This is a genomic window from Dyadobacter beijingensis DSM 21582, from assembly GCF_000382205.1.
GTDB classification, from domain to species: Bacteria; Bacteroidota; Bacteroidia; order Cytophagales; family Spirosomataceae; genus Dyadobacter; species Dyadobacter beijingensis.
This window is the reverse complement of record NZ_KB907790.1, coordinates 461,164-485,005: the sequence shown is the minus strand read 5'-3', so window position 1 is coordinate 485,005 and position 23,842 is coordinate 461,164. Positions and strand designations below refer to the sequence as shown.

Genomic DNA, 23,842 nt, shown 5'->3' with positions numbered 1-23,842 from the left:
GCAGGTAAGCATGGCGAAGGTGCTCATCATCGGCAAAATTCCGCCGCCCATCGGCGGGGTTACCGTCCATATCGCGAGGCTGGTTTATCATTTGCGGGACCGGGGCTGCGATTTTCGTTTTTGTGACCTGCAAAAAGACAGCTTTGTTCGTATTATTTTCCAGATAGCCACGCATCGGATTATCCATGTTCATTTTTCCAGTCCTTCGGTTCAGCTGCTTTTCGCAATCTGTTGCCGGTTGATCGGGAAGAAACTGATCATTACTTACCACGGAAAGTGGGGCCGTTACGGCTGGTGGAAAAATTGGCTTGTAGAACTAGGTGCCGGCCTCGCGTACGCGCTTATCGTGCAGGATCGCGCGAGTTTTTCCCTCGCTTTAAAGTGTAATCCCAGGGCGCGTTTAATCTCTACCTACATTCCGGGAGGCGCCATTCAACCACTGCCGCAGGCACTACTCGATTGCATTACAGTACGTTACACTAAATACGAAGCCACGTTTTGCACCAATGCATGGAATGTCGCATTCGATCGAGATGGGCGGGAAATCTATGGTATCTCTGATCTGGTGAGCCATTTTGCACAATTTCCGCAATATCAGCTGCTTATTTCAGATCCTTCCGGAAACTATCAGAGGCACATTAAAGGAACGAGACAAATTCCCGATAACATACTTTTTATCAGCACTTTACACGATTTCAGAAACATCCTTTTGCTTTCGAATGCATTCATTCGCAACACCACTACGGACGGTGTCTCACTGTCCATTCACGAAGCGTGGGCATTGCAAATACCCGTTCTGGCTTCGGCTGCCGTGGAAAGGCCTTCATTTTGCAGCGTTTTTGAGAATTTTCTAACGGTCGATTTGGATGCGCATTTGGAAGACGCGCGGCAGCGGATCAGCCTGGTGAAGATGCTTCCCGACACCGTCGCGGAAGTGATCGATTTGTATCGTGAAATAGCGGGTCAGATAGGCTAATCAATTCATAGTCAGTATATAAAAAACAAAGGCATAGAAAAATTTCCATGCCCTGTTTCACACTATACACACACTATATTTTTAATATCTATATATCGCTCAGATAAATTTCAACTTGAATTTCAATACCGCAAAATAACAAACTAAAGTAATCAGAAAAAAACTTTAGGACGCGAATTTCTAAATTCTAATGAGAAAATAATGGACATTTCCCTAAAAAATTTTCTACGCGCCGTTCAACCCATCGAAATTGCCGAAAATTAGCCTAATTATTGCTCAAACTGCTCGCCCTGATTACTTTCGTGCAACTAACACTCACCCTCTCTTTCATGGAATCACTTCTGACCACCGACGCACTCATCAGCCTGCTTACACTGACCCTGCTGGAAGTCGTCCTTGGCATTGACAACGTAATTTTTATCACAATTGTTTCCGGGAAACTACCTGTCGAACAGAGAAAAAAGGCGCAAAACAACGGCTTGCTCATCGCACTCGTGCTGCGTATAGCCCTACTGTTTGCCATTTCCTGGGTTATTGGCCTCAAACAAGACCTTTTGAACCTATTCGGGCATGGTTTCAGCGGCCGGGACCTGATCCTTCTCGGTGGTGGATTGTTCCTGCTTTACAGTACCACCAAAGAAATACACCACAAGCTGGAAGGCGAGCCGGAGGACCTGCCGTCGGGCGATATTTCCAACAAAAAATCGATGACGTTCGGCGCGGCGCTCGTGCAAATCGCGTTGCTGAACATCATTTTCTCCTTCGACTCCGTGCTCACGGCAGTCGGATTGGTGAAAGAAGTGCCGATTATGATCGTTGCGGTCGTGCTTTCTACCTTCATTATGATTGCTTTTGCGGGCAAAATCGGGGATTTTGTAAATAATCACCCGTCCATCAAAATTTTGGCGCTGTCATTTTTGTTGATGATTGGTACGCTGCTCGTCGCCGAAGCATTCCACTACGAAATCCCGAAAGGTTATGCCTATTTTGCTATGGCATTCTCGTTTTTCGTGGAGTTGCTGAATATGCGCCTGGACAAGAAAACCAAGAATCCGGTGAAGCTGCGCGACCGAGTGAGCTGAAAAACCAAATACTATGCGCATTAACCCCGAAACCGTAGAGAGGATCAAGCACGCCGCCGATATTGTGGAAGTGGTAGGGGATTTTGTGTCCTTGAAGAAAAAAGGGGCCAATTACTCGGCTTGCTGCCCTTTTCACAACGAAAAAACGCCGTCTTTCAACGTCAACCCGGTGAGGCAGATTTACAAATGCTTCGGTTGCGGCGCTGCGGGCGATTCCATCAAGTTCGTGATGGATATCGACGGCATTGGCTACGGCGAAGCATTGCGGTATCTGGCCGGCAAGTATAATATCGAGATCGAGGAAGAAGAGCTTACCGACGAGGAAACCATTCGTCAGAATGCGCGGGAGAGCTTGTATATCATCCTCAATTTTGCCAAAAACTACTATCAGCATCAGCTGCACGACAGCGAGGAGGGCCAGGCTATCGGTCTGAGCTACTTCCGCGAGCGCGGATTTACCAATGAGATCCGCAGGAAGTTTGAGCTCGGTTACAGCCTCGACGTCTGGGATGCATTTACCAAAGAGGCGCTGGAAAAGGGTTATTCGGCCGAAATTCTTGAAAAAGCCGGTCTGCTCATACACAAGGAAGGCAGCCAGTCGGCCGGTTACGACCGCTTTCGCGGCCGCGTGATTTTCCCGATCCATAACATCGCGGGCAAAACGATCGCATTCGGCGCACGGATACTGAAATCCGACAAAAACCAGCCAAAATACCTCAACTCGCCTGAAACGGAGGTTTACCACAAAAGCGAAGTCCTCTACGGCATTTACCAGGCCAAAAACGCGATCCGGCAACTCGAACATTGCTACCTCGTGGAAGGCTATACCGACGTGATTTCGCTGCATCAGGCGGGGATCGAAAACGTCGTCGCGTCGTCGGGTACTTCGCTGACGGTCGAGCAGATCAGGCTGATCGGTCGCTTTACCCCGAACGTCACCATTTTGTATGATGGTGATATGGCGGGCATCAAAGCGGCATTGCGCGGTCTGGACCTGGTTCTGGAAGAAGGATTAAATGTGAATGTAGTCCTCTTCCCGGACAATGAGGACCCCGACAGCTATGTGAGGCGGGTGGGTGCTGAGGCATTTAAGGCACATTTGAAAAAGGCGTCGAAGGATTTTATCACCTTTAAAACCGAAATCCTTTTGCAGGATGCCGGCAATGACCCTTTCCGGCTCGCGGCGGTGATCCAGGAGGTCGTCAACAGCATTGTCAAGATCCCCGACGCGATCAAACGGCAGGTTTTCTTCCATCGCACATCGGAAATGATGCGTGTGGATGAGCAAATGCTGATTACCGAGGGGAATAAGCTGCTGCGCAAACAGCAGACCGCCAAACCTGCCGAGCGCCCGGCACGTCAAAACAATGCAGGTTCCGGATTTTCCGGCCCGGGGACAGGCGTACCGGACGGGCCCAATGACCTGGATGCGATATTCAGCGATGGGTTTGGTCCATTTGCCGGTGAACCCGACGCGGGCGCATTTTCCCCGGAACCGCCCGCCGAACCTATTCAGCGCTCCAAGCTGCATTACCAGGAGGAAGCATTCGTGCGCCTGCTCGTCGTGCATGGTGCGCGCGAGCTCGAACCGACCATTACCGTGTGCCAATATGTGCTAGGGCAGATCGAGGGCATCGAGCTACGAGACCCGGTTTACAACCATTTGCTGACACTTTTCCGGGAAAATTACAACCGCAACCAGGTGCTCCCGACCGATTATTTCCTGAACCACCACGAGGCGGACATCCGGAGCATGACGATCGAATGGCTCACGCAGAAGCACGAGCTCAGCGAATTGTGGAAGGAGAAATACGAGATTTATGTGCCGTTCGAGACCGACGTGCTCGACCGGACGGCGTTTAACAATATCCTGAGGCTGAAAAAGGCATTCATTGAAGAGAAAATGAAAGTTTGCCTCCAACAGGCAGCCACCGCGCAAACGGAGGAAGAGCAGCATGCCATCATGACGGAGTTCATGTTTTACAAAGGCATCAGCATGGCGGCCGCCAAGGAATTGGGGAGCGTAATCGGATAGTTTAACCTAAACATTGACCCGTTATGAAAAATGCAATGGCCCTTCTGTGCCTGGCCGTTCTGTTGGCTGCCTGCAACCCGTCCTATCAGTTATTAAAAACGAAGAAGGAAGCGACATTCAAGCTCTCCGACTACCCAACCTACGGTTTTTACGACATCGAGGCGAAAGGCGACACCGTTTCCAAAAATTTTGAGAAAAACGTAAACATTATCAAAGACGCCATTGCCAAAAACCTGCAAACCCGCGGCCTCGACGAAGCCCGCGACCCGGCCCTGAAAATCAATATCGCATTGAATGTGCAGGAACAACTCCAGACCCGCCAGACCGATTTCCGCACCGACGGTCTGCCTCGCTACATGGGCCAGCGCCGGTATTCGTGGAAAAGCGAGGAAGTAGTAACCGGCAAATACCGCGAAGGCACGATCGTGATAGACCTCGTGGACGCGGCCAACAACCGGATGGTGTGGCAGGGCGGTGCGAGCGGCATAATCCCCGAAAAAACGAAGAATTTTACGGAAGATATCAATCAGGTAATTGCCGGAGTAGTGGCCAAAATCCCCTGACCAGGCATGAAAAAAGGGTCGCTTCTCTGTTAGAAACAACCCTTTCAATGTCGTGAATATCGGAGTTACTAAGCATTGTTGTTAACGACGCCGCGAACTTTTTCGCTTACGTTGTCGGCGACGCCATTGGCTTTATCTTTCGCGGTAGCGAGGTTTTTATTGAAGCCTTCTTTCAGCTTGTCGGCCAGTTGGGAAAGTTCTTCGAGGCTTTTTTCATACTTGTCCTTGGCAGTTCCACCGAGGTCATTCGCCTTATTTTTGATCAATTTGCGAGTCTCTTTTCCGTCTTTGGGAGCTACCAAAAGGCCAATCGCGATGCCTGTCAACAAAGCTCCGATCGAGCCAATCAAAAATTTTTGGTTCTTGTTCATATGAATTCCCTATTTTGTGTTAATAAAAACATTAGAACTGAAAAATAACAAAATACTGTGCCACTTCGCAAGCAAGCGTCCCGATTTTACTTGAATGGCCTTTTTGCTGTACTAACGCCATTGTTCGTTTTCTTTACCATAGCCGAAACCCGGGCGCAATGGAAGGTCATCGATATCAAAACGAAGATCCATATGCGCGCAGTACACGCGGTAACGCCAACAATCTGCTGGATCGGGGGCACGCGGGGCACTGTTTTGAAGACTACTAACGGCGGGCACACCTGGACGACCTACAAAGTATCCGGCGCCGACTCCCTTGACTTCCGCGACATCCACGCATTCGACAAGCAGGTAGCCATTGCCATGAGCGCCGGCGAATCGGAGAAAGACAAGGCCAAAATTTACAAAACCGAAGACGGCGGAGAGAGCTGGAAGCTTGTGTACCAAACTACACAGAATGGGGTTTTTCTGGATGGAATCGACTTTTGGGATAAAAACAAAGGCATTTGCCTCGGCGACCCGACGCAAGGCAAACTCTTCATTCTCACCACCGATGACGGCGGCAACTCCTGGCAGGAACTCCCCCTCGACCGCCGTCCGACGGCCGAACCGGGAGAGGCCTGTTTCGCCGCCAGCGGCACGTCCATTCTCGTGAATGGAAAGGGCACAGCATTCATCGGTACCGGCGGCAGCAAAATGGCGCGGGTTTTCAAATCCGAAGATTATGGTCGTTCGTGGACGGTAGCAGCCACCCCATTGCCTGCCGGCCCTACCAGCGGTATTTTCGGGTTGAGGTTCTGGTCCAAAAACAATGGAATTGCCGTGGGCGGCGACTACAAAAAAACCACCGATTCGACGCAGAATGTGCTGCTCACCAACGACGGCGGCCTGACCTGGGCACTGGCCGGGATGACCAAACCCGCCGGCCTGAAAGAATCGGTCGCCGTTTACCACAAAACCAACGCGACCTGGAACGGCGACACGCAAATCCGCTCCGACAATTACGCACTGGTCGCTTCCGGCCCATCCGGCAGCAGCGTTTCGCTGGACAGAGGCAAGAGCTGGATTTCGTTGGGTACGGAAGGTTTCCATTCGCTGAGCTTTGCCGGAAATGTCGGTTATGGCGTGGGGGCGAACGGTTTAATCGGTAAAATCGAGAAAATTTCGAGCAAAAAGAAAAAGCGCAAATTGGTGCTGGTAGAGCAGTAGTGGCGCTTAAATGCACGGTCCGGCATTTGACCGGACCGCCGTAATCTGTTTTCGTGACCTTAAATCCGGTCGATTAATTCTTTCACTTTCCTGATCTCACGGCCAGCCAAATGATCGGCAATAGCAGCCGCATGCTCACGACCGTTTTCAATAAATACCTTTTCTGTAAATACCCCGGCCATAACGGTGCCGCACAAATACAATCCCGGCACATTGGTTTCGAAGGTATCCGCGTCATATTCCGGCACTTTCGTCACGGGATCGAGCGTTACGCCGCAGCGCGCGAGCAAATGCTCGTCGGGCAGGTAACCTACCAGTAGAAAAACGAAATCTGCCGCCAGCCATTCCTGTTCGCCCGTTTCCAGGTTTTCGATCAGCATTCGGCCAGGTTCGATCGCACGCGTGACGGCGTTGAAGCGCGTATGGATCTTGCCTTCTTTCACCCGGTTTTTGACGTCGGGTACGAGCCAGTACTTCACTTTGGTGCGGAAATCAGCCTCTTTATGCACGATCGTCACTTTCGCATCATGCCGGTATAGTTCCAAAGCGGCTTCCACCGACGAGTTGGAACCGCCTACGAGCACTACATTAGTATACGAGTATTTAAATGGCTCGTCATAGTAATGCGAAACATGCGGGAGGTTCTCTCCGGGCACATTCAGCATACGCGGCACATCGAAATAGCCCGTTGCCAGGATCACATTTTTAGACTGAAACACCTGACCGTCATTGGAATAGGTCAGAAAGGTACCATCCGGCTGCTTTTCCGTCCGGTCTACATCCACGAAGAGCTTGAAATTCAAATGGTAGTAACCTGCTACCTTCCGGTAATATTGGAGCGCCTCGTTACGGTTCGCCTTCACGTCCGAGATCGCGAACGGGATACCGCCGATCTCGATATTTTCGGCAGTGGAGAAAAATTTCATCCGTCGCGGATAGCGGCGGATCGACTCGGTGAGGTTTCCCTTTTCGAGAATCAGGTAATCGAGGCCGCTTTTGGCCAGCTCGACACCCATTGCGAGGCCACATGGGCCGCCTCCGATAATGATCGCGTGGTAAATGTGCATTGTATGAGCCGACGACCCTTTGATCACGGCCGCCCTTAGTCTTTTAACCCTCTAATTTAGCTATTGGTTTCTGAACTTTGTAAATTAGCTAACTGTTCAGAAAGTCTGATAATACTACTTTTTAGCTTGGAAAACGCGGCCGGGGAATTTACGGAGAAGCTGAACGAATGGGGCAAAGCGAAAACCCCGTTCTTTTTTTTGGTGGACTACCAGTTCCAAAAGCCGCAGGCCTGGAAGCTCACGGACATCGACCCGAACGAAATCCTTTTCAATCTGAATGGCTTTACCAACGATCACACGCCCCTGCCCGGGGAGCTACCCGATCCCATTCGTTTTGACAAATATCCACCGCCATTCGAAACCTACCGGCCAAAATTCGAATGCGTTTTACAGCATTTGAATGCGGGCAATTCGTTTCTGGTCAACCTGTCGGTGCCGACGCCGATCAGTACCAACCTCTCATTAACCCAAATATACCAGCACAGCGAAGCGCCTTACCGGCTATTTTTCAAAGACCGGTTCGTTTGTTTTTCTCCCGAAATATTTGTCCGCATCCGGGGCAACCGCATTGCATCCTTCCCGATGAAAGGCACGATCGACGCTTCGGTACCGAACGCCGAACAGGTGATTCTGTCGGACTACAAGGAAGCCGCCGAACATGCTACCATCGTAGATCTTATCAGAAACGATTTAAGTATGGTGGCGGAAAAAGTGTGGGTGGAGCGCTACCGTTATATCGATCGCATTCAGACTTATGATAAGGCGCTTTTGCAAGTCAGTTCTGAAATAGCGGGACTATTACCGGATACTTTTAATGGTCAATACGGCGATCTTTTGAACAAACTGTTGCCCGCAGGGTCCATTACCGGAGCGCCCAAACCGCGCACGCTGGAAATCATCGAGGAGGCCGAGCAATATAACCGTGGTTATTACACAGGCGTTATGGGCTATTTCGATGGCGAAAACTTTGAAAGTGCCGTCATGATCCGCTTCATCGAGCGGCAGGATCATGGTTTGGTATTTAAAAGCGGGGGCGGGATTACGGCATTGAGCAATGCAAAAAGTGAATACCAGGAAGTGATCGATAAAGTTTATCTCCCATTTAGCTACGTCCCGCATGCTGTGCTTTGAAACCATTTGTGTCGAAAACCGGCAGCTGAAAAACCTGTCGTACCACGAAGCACGCCTGAACAAAACCCGCCGGGAGCTATGGGGATATACCGATGAGTGGGATTTAAATGCACTACTCGAAGTCCCGGAGCGGGTCCATGCAGGCATGCACAAATGCCGGGTAGCGTACGCGCAGGAGGTCGATAACATTCAATGGGAACCCTATTCGCGGCGGGAGATCCGGAAAATCCGGCGGGTTTACCATGATGAAATCGACTACCAATATAAATACGACAACCGCGACGCGCTGAACAAGCTTTTCGCGCAGCGCGGGGACGCGGACGAAATCCTGATCATCAAAAACGGCCTGGTCACCGATTCCAATTATTGCAACGTGGCATTCCGACTTGGAAATCAATGGCTTACACCCGCGAGCCCGCTCCTGCCGGGCACGCAACGCGCGTACCTGCTCGACGAGGGCATTATCCAAACAGCCGAAATACGCGAAAGCGACATCGGCGCATTCAGCCAGATACGGCTTTTCAACGCGATGGTCGACTGGGCGCATGCGGCTACGCTCGACGTATCTTTGATTGCTTGACCACAAATTCCGAACTTGCCGCCGAATTAACGAATTGAATCCATGACCTCCTTATTCGAGGAAGAAATCACGCTTTTTGCCGATCTGATCCTGCCTGTACCGATCCCGAACCTGTTTACTTACCGGGTACCGCGGGAAATGGCGTCGCTGATCAAGGTCGGGGCGCGGGTAATCGTGCAGTTTGGGCAGAAGCGGGTCATTACGGCCGTCGTGGCGCAGCTGCATTCAAATCCGCCGGCGAAATATCAGGCCAAATACATTCTCGAATTGCTTGACGAGCAGCCGATCGTCACCCAGAAGCAGTTAGAACTGTTTGCCTGGGTGGCCGAATATTACCTCTGCAATATCGGCGAGGTAATGAATGTGGCATTACCGGCAGGTTTGAAAATCACCAGCCAGTCGCGCATTCAGCTAAACCCCGAATTTGAACATGACGACTTGCTGACCGACCAGGAACATCTGGTGGTGGAAGAAATTAAAAAGCACCAGACGCTTTCCTATGAAGAAGTGGAAAGGCTTTTGCAGAAATCGAATATAACTTCGATTATCAAGTCGCTGGTGGGTAAGCGGGCGGTGATATTATATGAAGAAGTTAAGGAACGCTACAAGCCGAAAGTGGCGAAGAAAATCAGGTTAACGGCCGTTTACACGACGAACGAGGCACTTTCCAAACTCGCCGCCGACCTCGACAAGACGCCCAGGCAGCAGGAAATTCTATTGAAATACCTCAGTTTCATTCCCGTTTACAACAATCCGGATTTGAATTACAAGGGTTTGGATAAATCCATTTTTAGCCAGGACGAGCACATTTCGGACGCATCTTTGAATACCCTCATTAAAAAAGGCATTTTCGAACAGTTTGAAATCTTTGTCTCCCGCTTCGACGATATTCCGACGGGCAATATGGGCACGATTACGCTCACGGAGACCCAAATGGAAGCTTCGCGGCAAATCCATGAACTGTTTGCCGAAAAAGAAGTGGTACTGCTGCACGGCATTACCGGTTCAGGTAAAACGGAAGTTTATATTGAACTGATCAAACAAGCGCTGGAAAGCGGCACACAGGTGCTTTTCCTGCTTCCGGAAATTGCATTGACAACGCAAATAGTCGTGCGGCTCAGGAAGGTTTTTGGTGACGTAATGGGCATTTACCATTCCAAATTCTCCGATAATGAGCGTGTGGAGGTTTGGAAAGGCATATTGGATGGGAAGTTTCAATTTGTCGTCGGGGTACGCTCGGCTATTTTCCTGCCTTTTGATAACCTGGGTTTAATTATCGTCGACGAGGAACACGAAACTTCCTACAAGCAGCACGATCCGGCCCCGCGGTACAATGCACGAGACGTGGCCGTGATCATGTCGTACATGCACAAGGGCAAAACCCTGCTTGGTTCGGCGACGCCTTCATTGGAAAGCTATTTTCATGCGCAAAGCGGTCGGTATGGGTTTGTTCAGATGAAACAGCGCTACGGCAATGCCGCATTACCGCGCTTCGAGCTGATCGACACCAAAAAAGAGAAGCGGCAGAAACAGATGAAGAACGAGTTTTCTTCGGTACTGCTCAGCCATTTGGAATACAATCTTAAAAATAAAGAGCAGACCATTCTGTTCCAGAACCGCCGCGGCTACTCTCCTTACCTGCAGTGCGAGGAATGCAACTGGATTTCGGAATGCGCCAACTGCGACGTGAGCCTTACCTACCACATGAAGGCACGCGAACTGCGCTGCCACTATTGCGGACATAAGGAAGAAGTGCCGCGCACCTGCCCGCATTGCGGCTCGCCGAAGGTGAAAACGATGGGTTACGGTACGGAGAAGATCGAAGAGGAGATCAACGTCATGTACCCGGAAGCACGCGTGCAGCGCATGGACCTTGACACGACGCGTGCGAAGAATGCCTATCAGCAGATCATTTCGGATTTCGAAGAAGGCGGGATCGACATTCTGGTAGGGACCCAAATGGTGAGTAAGGGACTGGATTTCGATAATGTGAGTGTCGTGGGTATTTTCGATGCCGACCGTATTATCCATTTCCCCGAGTTTCGCGCCTCCGAGCGGGCGTTCCAGATGCTTACACAGGTGAGCGGGCGCGCGGGCCGGCGTGCGGAAAAGCCCGGAAAGGTTTTGATCCAAACGGCAAATCCGTCACAACCGCTGCTCGAAAAGATCGTCAACAACGACTACGAGGGCATGTACGAGGCCGAAATCGCGGAGCGGGAGAAGTTCAGCTACCCGCCGTTTACCCGGCTCATCAAAGTTACCGTGAAGCATATCGACGAGGGAACTGCTCATCGCGCGGCGAAAGTGCTGGCCGAAAAATTGACGGCCCATTTGGGTGCCAGCAGGGTTTTGGGACCGCAACCGCCGCTGGTCGAAAGAGTAAGAAATCAGTTTTTGTTCGATATTCTCATCAAACTTGAACGAGAAAAGATTAATTTTAAGGCGGCAAAGTCATTTATACAGGAAAAAGTAATTGACACTCTGACTGACAAGACGCTAAAAAGCATCCAGGTAATAATCGACGTGGATTGTTTATAAAAACATCATTTTTACTGCACATTAACTTTATGTCTTCCAAAAAAACCAGAATTGTTGCAACCGTAGGCCCTGCCTCGGAATCCAAAGAAACATTATATGCATTGGCCAAAGCAGGGGTTAACGTATTCCGTTTGAACTTCTCGCACGGCACCCACGCCGACCACCTGCAAAGACTCACCAATATCCGCGAAATCAACGAAGAGCACGGCCTGAACCTGGCTATCCTTCAAGATTTGCAGGGACCGAAAATCCGTATCGGCCTTGTAGCGGAAAAAGACGGCGTTCTGATCGAAGCAGGTAAAAAACTGATCCTTTCGAACACCGAAGTGCTGGGTACTGCTGAGAAAGTAAGCACGCCTTACGACGGGATGTATAATGATGTGAAGATCGGTGACCGCGTGTTGATGGATGATGGTAAGCTGGAAGTGCTGGTAACCGGTATCGACGGTAGTGATGTGATTACGGAGGTTATCTACGGTGGCTATCTGAAATCCAAAAAAGGCGTTAACCTGCCCAATACGAAGGTTTCTATGCCTTCGGTAACACCGAAAGACTGGGAAGACCTGGATTTTGGCCTGGAAAACAATGTTGAATGGATCGCATTGTCGTTCGTGCGTACTGCGGAGGAAATCTTGAAAGTGAAGGAATACATCGCCAACAAAGGCAAACTGGCCCGCGTTGTTGCGAAAATCGAGAAACCTGAGGCGATCCTCAATATCGACGAGATCATCGAAGCAACCGACGCGATCATGGTAGCGCGCGGCGACCTCGGGGTAGAGCTTCCCGCCGAAGAGGTTCCGATGATCCAGAAAATGATCGTCGACAAATGTAACCGTGCCGGAAAGCCTGTCATCGTGGCTACGCAAATGCTGGAATCGATGATCGAAAGCCCCCGCGCAACCCGCGCGGAGCTGAACGACGTGGCGAACTCGGTACTCGACGGTGCCGACGCGGTAATGCTTTCGGCAGAAACTGCTTCCGGCAAATACCCTATCCTGGCCGTTGAAAGCATGACCAACACGATCCTGAAGGTGGAAGCTTCGAGCAAAACCATTTATTTCAGACACCACGCGGCCGTGAACGACACGCCGGGTGCATACAAACTGAATGACAACGTGGTAATGAGTGCCGCCCGCCTCGCACGCGACACGCAAGCCGCGGCAATCATCGGTATCACGCGCTCCGGTTACACGTCGTTCCGCCTGTCGCACCACCGTCCGAAAGCCAATCTGCTGATCTTCACGTCGAACAGAATGCTGATGAACCAGCTGGCGTTGTACTGGGGCACCAAGGTGTTCTACTACGACCGTGACCAGGGCGTATCGACCGACGACCTGATCGAGGACATCAAGACATTCCTCGTTGAAAAAGGCGAGCTGCAAAAAGGCGACGTGTTCATCAACACATTGAGCATGCCGGTTTCGAGACAGCGCAAAACGAATACGGTAAAATTGAGCGTGGTGGAGTAATCACGACTCGCGATAATTACGGCAAGGGCGGCGGAATTTGATTCCGTCGCCCTTGTTTTTTACCGATAATTCATTGAGGCCTTCACGTTACACATTAGGTTGAGTATCAAACAATAATTTTTGTACATTGGATTATGGGCTAAACGAGAACAACCATGATAGCTTCACCAAAACCAGGCTTCGACATTCCTGAAAATGCATTGGAAGAAAGCATTCCTACTTCACTGATCCGCGAGATCATGGATGGCAAACCTTACTACTACAAAGGTTACCGGGAAGTGCTTGCCGGCATGACAGACGAAGAAGGCATTATGGGGTGCAGTACGTTGCAAACTTACATTATTAGTTATCTCATCGGAATATGCTATGACCAGATCAATCGGGCAAAATATCTTATTGCTACAAATGAACCAGGGTTACATATCAATACAAAAAATAACTTGGCTTCCGATATCATGATCTTTGATAAGGATGTGCTTACAATAGATAAGATCGACCTTCACTATGCACAGGTACCACCGACTATATGCATCGAAGTAGACACGCAGGTTGAACTGGAAGATACCACAGAAAGCGCGTATGTGACGCTAAAAACGATGAAACTACTCGAATTCGGGGCGGAGAAGGCGGTTTGGTTCTTCACAGAAACCAGGAAAGTGATGATCGCGACACCGGGTAGCTGGTCAACCTTCGACTGGGACCACGAAGTGGCACTTATGCCGGGTGCGCTGTGTAACGTTGGGCAATACCTTCGAAGCAAAGGCTCCCGATTTGCATAAAAAAAGCAGGTAAAATGTTGATAGTTAGTGCCTAAACCGCTGGACTCCACCCGGCGGTTTTTGTATTTTTAAAATAACTAATAAAATAGTTTTGAAACTAATAAAATAGTCATACATTTGAATTAATCATTAATGATAACCCATTTTAAAGAATGAACAATATGGAAATCCGTAACCTGACGAGGGCTGAGGAAGAGGTCATGAGAATCCTCTGGCAGTTGAAGAAGGCGTTTGTCAAAGACATCCTGGCCGAAATGCCGGAGCCCAAGCCCGCCTACAACACCGTATCGACCATAATCCGCATCCTCGAAAAAAAGGAAGTGGTGGGATACAATGCCTATGGCAAGACACACGAGTACTTTCCCATGATTTCCGAGGAAGAATATAAACGCCATGAGATGAAACAGCTGATGGTCAACTACTTCGATAATTCGCTGCCTAACCTCGTTTCCTTTTTCGTGAAGGATAATGATCTGAACACCAAAGACCTGGATGAGATCATGCGGCTGATCGACCAACAAAAAAAGGACAAATAACCCGTCTGTTAGCCATGGAAACTATCATCTACATCGGCAAGGTAAGTCTGTATTGGGTGCTGCTTTACGCCTGCTACTGGCTGATGCTGCGCAAGCATACCTTCTTCCAGGGAAACAGGACATACCTGATCACGTCGCTCCTGGCGGCACTTTTCCTACCCCAGATCATTTATCCCGAATCAGCGCCTGAGCTGCCGGTAATGTACCAGGTGAGCGCCGAAACTTTCACGGTATCGGCGGCGAAAACGGAAACGACCGGATGGACATGGACGCATGCCCTGGCAGGCGTGTACGCATTGGGATTGCTGATCGCACTTTCGCATTTGATCCGTGAAATAGCCCGGCTGATCCGGTATTTACGATCCGGCGAGGTGATCGAGCTGGAAGATTGCACCATCGTCCTGATCGATTCCAATCAGGTAGGATCGTTTTCATTCCTGAAATGGATCGTCATCAACCGTAGCGACTACGAGCATCATTTCGACGCGATCCTGCGGCACGAAATGGTCCATACGCAACAGCGCCACAGCCTGGACATTCTGCTGGTGGAGGTACTACGGGCGATTTTCTGGTTCAATCCGGTGCTGCTGCTGTACAAACGCTCTTTGCAGGAAATCCACGAATACCTGGCCGACGCCCAGGCGCCTAACCGCGAGCATTATGCCCGCTTCCTCGTTGCCTATGCGCTGAATGCGCCTGTCGCGTCGCTTACCAATCATTTTTTCAAACCATCTCAAATTAAAAACCGTATCCAGATGATCTACAAAAACCGCACATCCAAATGGATGCTGGGCACCTACGTGGTCGCCGCAACACTGATCGGAACCAGCGCATTGTTCGTCGCAGGCTGTGAGAACCAGGTTTCAAAGGAAAATGGATCTGAAAAATCGGAAGCTCCCTCAACAGGTGGAGGCCCGGTATTCACGATCGTGGAGCAGCAACCCGAATATCCGGGCGGTAACGAGGCCATGTACCATTTTCTCGCCCGCAATATCAAATATCCCTCCTCCGCTTCCCGGGCCGATGTATCAGGCAAGGTTTTCGTCAACTTCGTCGTGACCACCGACGGCGACATTCAGGACGTCAAAGTTTTGAAGGGCATTGGCTTTGGCTGCGACGAAGAAGCTGTTCGCGTGATCTCCGATTTCCCCAAATGGACGCCCGGCCGGCAGAATGGAAAAGCTGTTAATGTAAAATACACTGTACCGATCATGTTCCAGCTCGCCGAAGAAGGTGAAGACACGACGGTCAAAGATCCCAAAGAAACGACCGTGGTGGGGTATAAGAAAATTGCCAAACCGGTTTCGGAAAAAGTCAGAAAAGATACACCCATCCCCGGGGAAACTTTCCAGGCACAGCCGCTCCATGACGCAGACCAAAATCTCGCCACTAAAATTACCATCCGCAAGTCGTCCGGGCCGTTTACAGCGAGCAATCAGCCGTTGTACGTACTGAATGGAGAAATCGTGGAGGATCCTTTGCTGATCAAAACCATGGACCCGAATATCATTTCAAGCATGAATGTGCTGAAAGGAGAAAGCGCCACTAAGATCTATGGTGAGAGAGGTGCGAATGGCGTCATTTCCATCCTGACCAAAAACAACAAGTAGCCACTCCCGACCCACTTACGGCATGGAAACGTTCCTTTATCTCGCAAAAGTCAATCTGTACTGGGTACTTTTCTACGCCTGCTACTGGCTTTTGCTGCGGAAACATACCTTCTTCCAATGGAACCGCATTTACCTGCTGGGATCGTTGCTGATCGCATTTGCATTGCCTGCCGTGCGCCTGGCCGAGCCGGTCACGACCATCCACGTTCCGGCTAACTTGTACCACAAAGCGACGATTTCCGTAGCCGTAGTGGCCAATCATGCCCAGGACCCGCAAGCGAACGTCGGGGCGTGGCTCATTGGATTGTATATCGCCGTCGTATCCGCGTTTTTGGGCAGGTTTTGCCTCGGCATTTACCGGCTCCTGAAAGCAGCGGCACACAGCGAGCGGATCGATATGGAGCATTACACACTGCTTTTGCTTCCCGACAATGGTCCAAGCCGGTCGGTGAGCTCGTTCTCATTCTTCCGCTGGCTGTTTTTGAGCGCGCCGGACTACCGCCACAATCCCGACACGGTCATCCGGCATGAATACGAACATATCCGGCAATGGCACACGGCGGACATCCTCGTGATTGAAATATTAAAAATCGCATGCTGGTGTAACCCGGTGCTATGGCTCTACAAACGGTCTATCGAAACGGTGCACGAATACCTGGCCGACCAGCCTGTTGCACACCGGCCCGACTATGCCTCGTTTCTCGTCGCCTATGCATTACGCAGTCCCGACATTTCGCTCGCCAATCATTTTTTCAATGGGTCTTTACTCAAAAGCCGGATCAAAATGATGTACAAAAAACGTAGTTCCCGTTGGCTCCTCACGCGCTATCTGTTCATTTTGCCGGTAGTCGGCTGCTCGCTGGCCATTACGGCGTCGAAGGCCCCGCTCCATTCGATCACGCAGATGAGTGCGGTTACCGAACAGGACATTAAAGTAAAAGGAAACATCACCGATGAAAACAAAGCTCCGGTAGCGGATGCCATCGTGATCATTGCGGGCACCACGCGCGGCACCACTACCGATCGGAACGGCTGGTTTGAGTTGGACAATGTTCCTGCCGATGCCCAACTGGTGATCACGCATGTTGCCTACCAAACGCTGGAATGGAAAGTCGGCAACAGTCCGGCGGAGCTTTTGCTCGTGATGAAAAAAGCAGTTAACCAGATCACCGGCGCTGTCGTCGTGGGCAAGCCGGTGACGCCCGGTACTACTGCGGCAATGGCCTTACCTGCCCGGGTCGAAAACACCGATATGAAGGTAGTCGAGCAGCAGCCCGAATTTCCGGGCGGCAGGGACGCATTGATGCGATATTTAATGCAAAACCTGCAATACCCCGAAACGGCACGCAAAATTAACGTGGAGGCCATTGCGCTGGTCGCATTTACCGTGGATAAAAATGGCGATATCCGCAATGCGAAAAGCCTGAAAAACATTGGCTACGGTATTGACAAGGAAGCATTGCGCGTTGTGAATGAAATGCCGAAATGGAACCCTGCGGTGCAAAACGGCAAACCGGTTGAAATGGAATACACGCTGGAAGTCAACTTTAAACTGGAAAAAGATAGCCAGGACAAGCGGCAGGGATTCCTGAATTTCAATACCGTCTCACCGGCTATGGAGAAGATAGGCCAGCTTTTCAATGACTCCCCGAATGTACTGGCCGCCGGAAAGGCGCCTGAGGTTACGTACTGGTCAATGGGCTACACAGTCTCGAACAGTGCGGTGATCGACTACATGGAAAATGAAAAGGGGAAATACCGGTTTGTCAACTATGGAGGTCAGTACATCAAAAATCCGCCGCTGAAATGGCGGAAAATAGAGCACAAATAATGGATATTTGGAAGAATTAACACCAACCCATTCTTCCTTTTCATGTCAATCCTGAAAGCGGCCATCATCGGCGGCGGGCACATTGCCGACCAAAACCACCTGCCCGCATTAGCCAAACTCCCTGAGCGCGTCCAGGTCGTATCCATATGCAGCCGCGATATTAACAAGGCCCGTGCGCTGGCCGACAAGCACGGCATTCCATTCGCCTACGACAAAGCGGATGAAATGTACCAGGCTGAGGGCCGGCCCGACATTGTGATCAACTGCACGGCCAATAACCTGCATTACCCGTTCACGACGCAGGCATTGGAAAACGGTTGTCATGTCTTTTGCGAAAAGCCACCGGCCATGAACGCCGCCCAAGCAAACGAGATGGCGGACCTGGCCCGACAAAAAGGCTTAATTCTAGCCTACAATTTCCAGCGAAGACATTCCCCGGAATACACCGCATTGAAAAACTACCATTCGCTGGGCAAGCTGGGCGAGGTTTACCACATCAAAGCGCATTACCTGCGCCGCCGTGGCATTCCCGGCTGGGGCAATTTCACCAACAAAGCCATCCAGGGCGGCGGCGCGATGATCGACCTCGGCGTGCATATCCTCGACCTCGCGCTGGGTTTGACGGGCTACCAGCTCCCTGCACGCGTGGTCGCGAACACGTACGACTTCATCGGCAAAGCGGGCGGGAAGGGGTTGAAAGGCTCCTGGAACCCCGAATCGTTCGAAGTAGAGGATGCGTGCTTTGCCTACCTGTCGTTCCCCGGCAATGTAAGCATGATGCTTTCCACGTCGTTTGCGCTGAATATGGAAGAGGAAGATGTGGTTAACCTGGAAGTATTCGGCACGAAGGGCGGAGCGAAACTATATCCGCTGTCCGTGCATACGGAAATAGCGGGCGAGCTGGCGGACATTCGTTTTCCGCATTTGGGCGATGTCGATATTCAGCTTGAAAACACCATTGCATTCCTCGATTTGTGCGAAGGTAAGCCGGCCAATATCTGCGACGCCGCACAAGGTGCCGTGCTGCAATCCATTGTAGAGCAGATTTACCAAAGCGCTGCAAATAAGTAGTCAGGAAAAAGGGCTTGAAGATCAAATCTCCAAGCCCTTTTCATGCTCCTTTCTCCCTCTTCCTTCTTCCCAGAAAATCTATTTAGCCGTAGCCATTACCATTTTGATATCGTTCTTGGCCCCGATTTCGAGTACATCCACGAGGTCCTGAACTGCCAGGTTCTTATCCACACGCAGCACCACCGTGCGCTCTTCTACATTGGCGAAGATCGTTTGCAGCTGCGCTTCCAGATTTTCAAAAGGAATCGGCTCTTTGTCTATAAAGTAAGCCTTGTTCTCGTCAACCGAAAGCGTAATCTGCTTTTTATACATCTGCTGCGTTGCCGACGCCTTGGGCAGCATCAGTTTGATCACGTTCGGATTGGACATCGTAGAGATGATCAAAAAGAACAACAGCAGGAAGAACATGATATCGTTGAGCGAGTGCGTAAACACCTCCGGGGCAAACCGGCTCTTCCGACGTATTTTCATATATACAATGAGGTTTTAAACCGGGCACCTCTAAAAGGTGCCTGATTATCAATATCTTATTTTGCAGCAACCGGCTTCGAAAGCACGTCGAGGAAATCGGACGCCGCCATTTGCAGGCGCAATGCGAAACGGTCGATCTTCATGTTCAGCAAGTGGTAGCCCGCGTAAGCGATCAAACCGATGATCAGACCGGAACCGGAAGTGATCATTTTTTCATACATACCACCGGCGATGGTGCTGATATTGAAGTCGTTGGAGATCGAAATATCGTAGAAAATACGGATAATACCGGAAATCGTACCGACGAAACCGAGCATGGGCGCGATACCGGCGATTACCCCGAGGTAAGGCAGGTTACCTTCCATGCGCTGGATCTCGATCTGGCTGGCGTTTTCGATGGTGGTTTCAATGTCCTTGATAGGGTAGCCGATGCGACCGATGGCTCGTTCGAGAATGCGGCCCGCGGCATTACGCTGGTTTCTGCAAAGCGACTCGGCGGATTTGAGGTTCCCCTGCTGGATAAAATCTTTCACGTTATCCACAAATTGCGGCTCGATCTTGCCGTTAGCGCCGATACCCAGGAAACGTTCGATAATGAGGAACAAGGTTGCCAGGAAAAGCAATCCGAGCGGCAACATTACCCACCCCCCTTTGGCGAGCAGATCGATTACGGAAAGGCCCTGCTCAGCGACGGGTGCAGCCGCAGTAGAGTCAGTAAGTGCTTGCAGAAGCATCATATCAGAAATAAAAAGTGAATGGTTAAGCGAATGAAACAGAGGTCGATTCTAGCAAAAAACAATTTTGAACATAAACGGAGCAAAAAGCCCCTTATTGTTCAAAGGGCAAATATAGGAAAATTACTCTTTAGCCGGGGGTAAGAGACTGCTTACATTCTCCGTACCATCATAAAGATCGGCCATTTGCAACGTAGCGCCGATGGTCTGAATGGTAATGTTATCGGTAAGTGAGAATGCGTCATCGGCCAGTATCCATTGATTATCGGCTGTCCGGCGGAAAACCTGCGCGTAGGGCTTGCGGGAATCTATTGTCACATATTCCTGCAAGGTTTCAATGTCGCGGTACAATTTGAATTTGTAGCCGCGATCGTACTCTTCCGTGGACGAGGAAAGCACTTCGATAATGACCGACGGGTTTGTGATTGTGATACGATCCAGCGGCGAAAATTTGTTCGGTCCGCAAACGATAACAATATCGGGATAAGTATAGAGCGAGTTGGCCGGAATGTGAATACGCTGGTCACTGGAAGAGCTTCGGCAGGATTTGTTCTGTTTCAGTACAATCCCAACCTCTACTGCTACATTTTCTTTAACCCGGTTATGATTCGGAGTTGCTCCCGCCATGCTGATAATCTGCCCCTGAAAATATTCGCTCTTTTCGAAAGCGTCGTTTTCAATCCGGAGATATTCCTCTTCTGAATACATGATCGGTTGTAAAAGTGCCAATGCGGATGCTGCCATAAATAGTGTGTTTTTTCTCAAATATAACCCTAATACCTGTATTCTAACTGGCTAAAAAATGGCGATTATCCTGTGGTGGCCTCCAATTTCTGCCTGTTCGTCATTACCTTTGCCGCCGCGACACCATTTCTACCGGTTTGTTCGTTTATGAAATTGTGAGAAATTCTGCCAAACAATGGATCTCCCTCAGCCTGCTGAGCCTCATGCTGATCAAAGTATGGGTGATTCCGCTGTTGTACCTGGATTTCGAGATCAGAAGGGAATACATCGTCGCGAACCTTTGCAAAAATAAAAACAGGCCGCAAATGCATTGCGACGGCAAATGCTACCTCGCCAAACGCATCGCCTCGCTCGACGAGCAGGAAAAACGCCAGGCCGAAAAAAGCTATATGTCGCGGCTGATAGACCAGGTAATGGACCAGCGTGCGGTATTTTCCTTTGCACAAACAGCGGTCGTAGCCGAATTGCCGGCCAGGACTGCTTTTTCCGTGGCACCATCCTTCACGCCCCGCATGGCGGTGGACGATATTTTTCATCCCCCGCTCACCTGATTTAGCATAAAACGCCCCCGTTTGCAGTTGTATCAACAGTTGGTACAAAATCTCTTTACATCTTTGCAGGCTTAAACTATGCCCACAGAAAGGGTGTGGTCGATATTTTCATTAAACACAATACCATGAAAAGTACAATTTCATTGCTGTGTGCACTGGCGATGGCGTCGGGGCTATGGGTAACATCATGCCGGTTTCCCGACGAGGAGGAAGAGACCGATCCCATTGAAACCGGGACGATAGAACTGCAATTCGATAATATCGTGGGCGACCAGGACCTGCGGCTCGACAGTACGCGGTATGTAAATGCAGCCGGCGAGGATTTCACCGTCAGCAAGCTGAACTACTATATTTCGAATATCAAACTCACGAGAATGGACGGCAGTATCTTCACCGTGCCGCAGGATTCGAGCTATTTTATGATCCGGGAAGCCAACGCCGCATCCCAGAAACTGACGATACGGAATGTACTGACGGGGGATTATACCGGCATCGAGTTCATGGTAGGCGTGGACAGCACCCGCAGCGTCATGGAGCCGGATTCGCCCGGGCGGAAGGGTATTCTCGACATCTATGCCGGACCCACCAACGAAGAGGAAATGTACTGGACCTGGAACCCGGGCTACATATTTTTGAAACTCGAAGGCTCTTCGGATTCGTCCACAACAGCCAATGGCAAATATTATTACCATATCGGCTTCTTCGGGGGCAGAACGGAAAGAACCCTCAACAATCTCCGAACTGTCAAACTGAATTTCCCTGGCCAAAAGGCGATCGTCACGACGAACATTGTTTCCAACGTGCTCATCAAGGCTGATATTCTGAAAATTTTCAACGGCCCGACGCAGTTGCGCATTAAACAGAATCCATCGCTGATGTTTACCGACTCGACGAAATACGTGGCCGACAACTATGCCGGTATGTTTAGTGTAAAAGAGATTAAAATCAATTAGATAGCGCATTTACGGACAGGTAATGAGGAAAGTTTCAGGCATATTGATCTTCACGGCGGCACTGGTGGCGTTGGCGGTTTCTTGCGGCAAGAAATCCGACAACCCCGGGCCCGTTGCGCCGACGGACAATGAGCCTACGCCCCTGCAGTGGACGAAACCTTCCTATTTCCCCGATCCGGTTTATGATTTATCCAAAAATCCGCTCACCGTGGAAGGCGTCGAATTGGGCAAATTCCTCTTTTACGACGGTATCCTCTCCCGCACAGACAATATCGGCTGCGGCACCTGCCACCAGCAGCTGTCGGCATTCACCCACCACGGGCATGACCTGAGCCACGGCGTGGACGATAGAATCGGTACGCGGAATACCCCTGCGGTGCAGAATATGGCTTGGAGCACTTCGTTTTTCTGGGATGGCGGTGTGCATGCCCTTGATATGGTACCGCCCGTCCCGATCCAGAACAAGGTGGAAATGGACGAAAAGGTGGCCAACGTGATCGAAAAGCTGAGAAAAACGCCCGTCGCCGGTGCTACCAAACAAGTGGATTATCCCAAAATGTTCAAAGCGGCTTTCGGCAGCGATAGCATTACCGCCGATCGGATGATGCTGGCGCTGTCGCAGTTTATGATGACGCTCGTTTCGGCCACTTCGAAATACGATTATTACATGCGGGGCGATGTTACCGCATTGACGGCCCAGGAAAAGGACGGTCTCACTGTTTTCAGACAGAAATGTGCTTCCTGCCACACGGGCGAGCTTTTTACCGACCAGCAATTCCGCAACAACGGCCTCACGCCAAACCGTATCAACGACCAGGGCCGGTACTTGATTACATTGAACGAGAACGACCGTCTGAAATTCAAAGTACCGAGCCTGCGCAATGTGGGCCTGACGGCGCCTTACATGCACGACGGCCGTTTTACGAGTTTGGAACAAGTGCTTGACCATTACAGCAACGACAAACCCGGGAATAAGGACAGCATTTACGTATCGCCTACCCTCGACCCGCTGCTGAATGTGGCTGGCCAGAAACGTGGGATCAGCCTCACCGCGGCCGAAAAGCAATCGGTTATCGCTTTTCTGAAAACATTGAGTGATGATGATTTTATCAAAGACAAACGGTTTTCCGATCCCGGCGTAGGGACATCTTTTTAAATGCGTTCGATCATCGCATACATATTGCTCATAGCCATTATGCTACCCACGCTCAGCCCGTGGGGAACGATCGCGTATTTCAAACTGAACCGCGAATACATTGCCAAGGTGCTGTGCGAAAACCGCAAACGGCCCGAGCTGCGTTGCGACGGTAAATGTTATCTCGCAAAAAAACTCAAACAACAACAGGAAAAGCAGGATAAGGAGACTTCTCAAAAAGTACAAAATACACCTGTTATCCAACTATTTACACCTCAATCCTACACTTACCGCTTTGAACCGGAAGCCGTCGTGTTCCGCGAGCCGGTTCGTTTTTTCCACCAATTGCTTTTCTATTCCGCCCCGGTGGGCAAATTGCTGCGGCCGCCCAAGAGATAAAATTCGC

23 protein-coding genes are annotated in these 23,842 nt (G+C 50.4%); 18 read left to right on the top strand and 5 right to left on the bottom strand.

Translation table 11 applies throughout. The features are described from left to right. Positions 1–10: 10 nt before the first annotated feature. The 4 genes from H144_RS0125745 (at position 11) to H144_RS0125730 (ending at position 4,656) form a co-directional block, all read left to right on the top strand. Positions 11–976 (top strand): glycosyltransferase family protein, encoded by a 966-nt coding sequence (locus tag H144_RS0125745; protein WP_019944994.1) that lies wholly within the window; start codon positions 11–13, stop codon positions 974–976. 329 nt (positions 977–1,305) lie between these two features. Beyond that, on the top strand, positions 1,306–2,058 hold the full coding sequence (locus H144_RS0125740) for a TerC family protein (RefSeq protein WP_026350999.1): 753 nt from the start codon (positions 1,306–1,308) through the stop codon (positions 2,056–2,058). Between the two features lie 13 nt (positions 2,059–2,071). Continuing rightward, a complete protein-coding gene (dnaG, locus tag H144_RS0125735; protein ID WP_019944992.1) occupies positions 2,072–4,093 on the top strand; it encodes a DNA primase in 2,022 nt (673 codons plus the stop codon). A 23-nt stretch (positions 4,094–4,116) separates the two neighbouring features. Beyond that, the gene (locus H144_RS0125730; RefSeq protein WP_019944991.1) at positions 4,117–4,656 is read left to right on the top strand and encodes a DUF4136 domain-containing protein; all 540 of its coding nucleotides are present in this window, start codon (positions 4,117–4,119) and stop codon (positions 4,654–4,656) included. Between the two features lie 68 nt (positions 4,657–4,724). Here H144_RS0125730 and H144_RS0125725 read toward each other — a convergent pair whose 3' ends face one another. Then, entirely contained in the window at positions 4,725–5,027 is a 303-nt protein-coding gene (locus H144_RS0125725) for a YtxH domain-containing protein (RefSeq protein WP_019944990.1), read from the bottom strand. Between the two features lie 192 nt (positions 5,028–5,219). Here H144_RS0125725 and H144_RS0125720 point away from each other — a divergent pair, with 192 nt between their 5' ends. Beyond that, positions 5,220–6,236, top strand: coding sequence for a WD40/YVTN/BNR-like repeat-containing protein (locus H144_RS0125720; RefSeq protein WP_229207994.1), 1,017 nt, complete (start codon positions 5,220–5,222; stop codon positions 6,234–6,236). Positions 6,237–6,295: 59 nt separating this feature from the next. Here the strand turns inward: H144_RS0125720 and H144_RS0125715 are convergent, their stop codons facing one another. Then, a complete protein-coding gene (locus H144_RS0125715; RefSeq protein ID WP_026350997.1) occupies positions 6,296–7,303 on the bottom strand; it encodes a YpdA family putative bacillithiol disulfide reductase in 1,008 nt (335 codons plus the stop codon). 126 nt (positions 7,304–7,429) lie between these two features. On the opposite strand from H144_RS0125715, the gene H144_RS0125710 reads away from it, so the two are divergent. From H144_RS0125710 to H144_RS0125670, 9 genes are all read left to right on the top strand, one after another. After that, positions 7,430–8,434 (top strand): aminodeoxychorismate synthase component I, encoded by a 1,005-nt coding sequence (locus H144_RS0125710; RefSeq protein ID WP_019944987.1) that lies wholly within the window; start codon positions 7,430–7,432, stop codon positions 8,432–8,434. Next, a complete protein-coding gene (locus H144_RS0125705; RefSeq protein ID WP_019944986.1) occupies positions 8,421–9,014 on the top strand; it encodes an aminotransferase class IV family protein in 594 nt (197 codons plus the stop codon). The genes H144_RS0125710 and H144_RS0125705 overlap by 14 nt, the downstream gene beginning before the upstream one ends. Positions 9,015–9,056: 42 nt before the next feature. Next, positions 9,057–11,552 carry a replication restart helicase PriA gene (gene priA, locus H144_RS0125700; protein WP_019944985.1) on the top strand — a complete coding sequence of 832 codons (2,496 nt, stop codon included), beginning with the start codon at positions 9,057–9,059 and terminating at the stop codon, positions 11,550–11,552. 29 nt (positions 11,553–11,581) lie between these two features. Beyond that, complete coding sequence (gene pyk, locus H144_RS0125695) at positions 11,582–13,021, top strand: pyruvate kinase (RefSeq protein ID WP_019944984.1); 1,440 nt, start codon at positions 11,582–11,584, stop codon at positions 13,019–13,021. A gap of 155 nt (positions 13,022–13,176) precedes the next feature. After that, positions 13,177–13,800: a hypothetical protein gene (locus tag H144_RS0125690; RefSeq protein ID WP_019944983.1), complete on the top strand. Its 624-nt coding sequence runs from the start codon at positions 13,177–13,179 to the stop codon at positions 13,798–13,800. Between the two features lie 161 nt (positions 13,801–13,961). Further along, positions 13,962–14,336, top strand: a complete 375-nt coding sequence (locus H144_RS0125685) for a BlaI/MecI/CopY family transcriptional regulator (protein ID WP_026350996.1) — start codon at positions 13,962–13,964, stop codon at positions 14,334–14,336. Positions 14,337–14,350: 14 nt separating this feature from the next. Beyond that, positions 14,351–15,946, top strand: a complete 1,596-nt coding sequence (locus H144_RS0125680; RefSeq protein ID WP_019944981.1) for a M56 family metallopeptidase — start codon at positions 14,351–14,353, stop codon at positions 15,944–15,946. 22 nt (positions 15,947–15,968) lie between these two features. Further along, positions 15,969–17,777 carry a TonB family protein gene (locus tag H144_RS0125675; RefSeq protein ID WP_019944980.1) on the top strand — a complete coding sequence of 603 codons (1,809 nt, stop codon included), beginning with the start codon at positions 15,969–15,971 and terminating at the stop codon, positions 17,775–17,777. Positions 17,778–17,819: 42 nt separating this feature from the next. After that, a complete protein-coding gene (locus H144_RS0125670) occupies positions 17,820–18,848 on the top strand; it encodes a Gfo/Idh/MocA family protein (protein ID WP_019944979.1) in 1,029 nt (342 codons plus the stop codon). A 78-nt stretch (positions 18,849–18,926) separates the two neighbouring features. Here the strand turns inward: H144_RS0125670 and H144_RS0125665 are convergent, their stop codons facing one another. The 3 genes from H144_RS0125665 to H144_RS0125655 form a co-directional block, all read right to left on the bottom strand. Then, positions 18,927–19,319, bottom strand: coding sequence for an ExbD/TolR family protein (locus H144_RS0125665; RefSeq protein WP_019944978.1), 393 nt, complete (start codon positions 19,317–19,319; stop codon positions 18,927–18,929). Between the two features lie 56 nt (positions 19,320–19,375). Next, complete coding sequence (locus H144_RS0125660; protein WP_019944977.1) at positions 19,376–20,056, bottom strand: MotA/TolQ/ExbB proton channel family protein; 681 nt, start codon at positions 20,054–20,056, stop codon at positions 19,376–19,378. Positions 20,057–20,176: 120 nt separating this feature from the next. Continuing rightward, positions 20,177–20,797: a Uma2 family endonuclease gene (locus H144_RS0125655; RefSeq protein WP_019944976.1), complete on the bottom strand. Its 621-nt coding sequence runs from the start codon at positions 20,795–20,797 to the stop codon at positions 20,177–20,179. Positions 20,798–20,952: 155 nt separating this feature from the next. On the opposite strand from H144_RS0125655, the gene H144_RS0125650 reads away from it, so the two are divergent. The 4 genes from H144_RS0125650 to H144_RS0125635 all read left to right on the top strand — a co-directional run bounded on the left by H144_RS0125650 (position 20,953) and on the right by H144_RS0125635 (position 23,835). Next, positions 20,953–21,348, top strand: coding sequence for a hypothetical protein (locus H144_RS0125650; RefSeq protein WP_157505135.1), 396 nt, complete (start codon positions 20,953–20,955; stop codon positions 21,346–21,348). A gap of 125 nt (positions 21,349–21,473) precedes the next feature. Beyond that, positions 21,474–22,301, top strand: coding sequence for an MbnP family protein (locus H144_RS0125645; protein WP_033403279.1), 828 nt, complete (start codon positions 21,474–21,476; stop codon positions 22,299–22,301). Between the two features lie 22 nt (positions 22,302–22,323). After that, positions 22,324–23,457, top strand: a complete 1,134-nt coding sequence (locus H144_RS0125640; RefSeq protein ID WP_019944973.1) for a cytochrome-c peroxidase — start codon at positions 22,324–22,326, stop codon at positions 23,455–23,457. Then, positions 23,458–23,835 carry a hypothetical protein gene (locus H144_RS0125635; RefSeq protein ID WP_019944972.1) on the top strand — a complete coding sequence of 126 codons (378 nt, stop codon included), beginning with the start codon at positions 23,458–23,460 and terminating at the stop codon, positions 23,833–23,835. Positions 23,836–23,842 lie beyond the last annotated feature (7 nt).